General features: G+C 67.1%; 1 protein-coding gene. It reads left to right on the top strand.

Annotated elements, in window-relative coordinates; genetic code table 11:
• Positions 1-453: DUF3459 domain-containing protein (locus tag ACSLTV_RS36150; RefSeq protein WP_432140198.1), on the top strand; the 453-nt coding region annotated here is incomplete at its 5' end.
• Between the last annotated feature and the right edge of the window lie 140 nt (positions 454-593).

The following is a 593-nucleotide window of genomic DNA, read 5'->3' as shown; positions in this document are numbered from 1 at the left end:
AGTGAGGAGTACCTGGACTCGGAGAAGTACCAGTTGCGGCCTCGCGACTGGGCGGCGGCCGAGCGGGAGGGCCGGAGCATCGCCCCGCTGATCGCACGACTCAACGCCGTCCGACGGGGGAACCCGGCACTGCGGCAACTGCGCGACCTGCACTTCCATCACGCCGACCAAGAGGCGGTGATCGTGTACTCGAAGCGAAGCGGCTCGAACACGGTTCTGGTGGTCGTCAACCTCGACCCTCACCACACCCAGGAGGCCACGGTCTCGTTGGACATGCCGCAACTCGGCCTGGACTGGCACGAGTCGGTGCCGGTGCGCGACGAGCTCACCGGCGAGACCTACCACTGGGGCAGGACGAATTACGTGCGACTCGAACCGGGGATCCGTCCCGCGCACGTCCTCAGCGTCCTGCGACCGTCCACCCCGCAGATCGGAGGGTCACCCACACGATGAGCGTCAACGAGCCCGTTCCGGACACCTTCGAGGACACGCCCGCGAAGGACCGCGACCCCGACTGGTTCAAACGCGCCGTCTTCTACGAGGTGCTGGTCCGCTCCTTCCAGGACAGCAACGGCGACGGCGTCGGCGATCTG

Origin of the sequence: Streptomyces sp. bgisy159, from assembly GCF_965341775.1 — a bacterium.
Lineage (GTDB): Bacteria > Actinomycetota > Actinomycetes > Streptomycetales > Streptomycetaceae > Streptomyces.
This window is presented reverse-complemented; position numbering and strand designations above follow the sequence as displayed.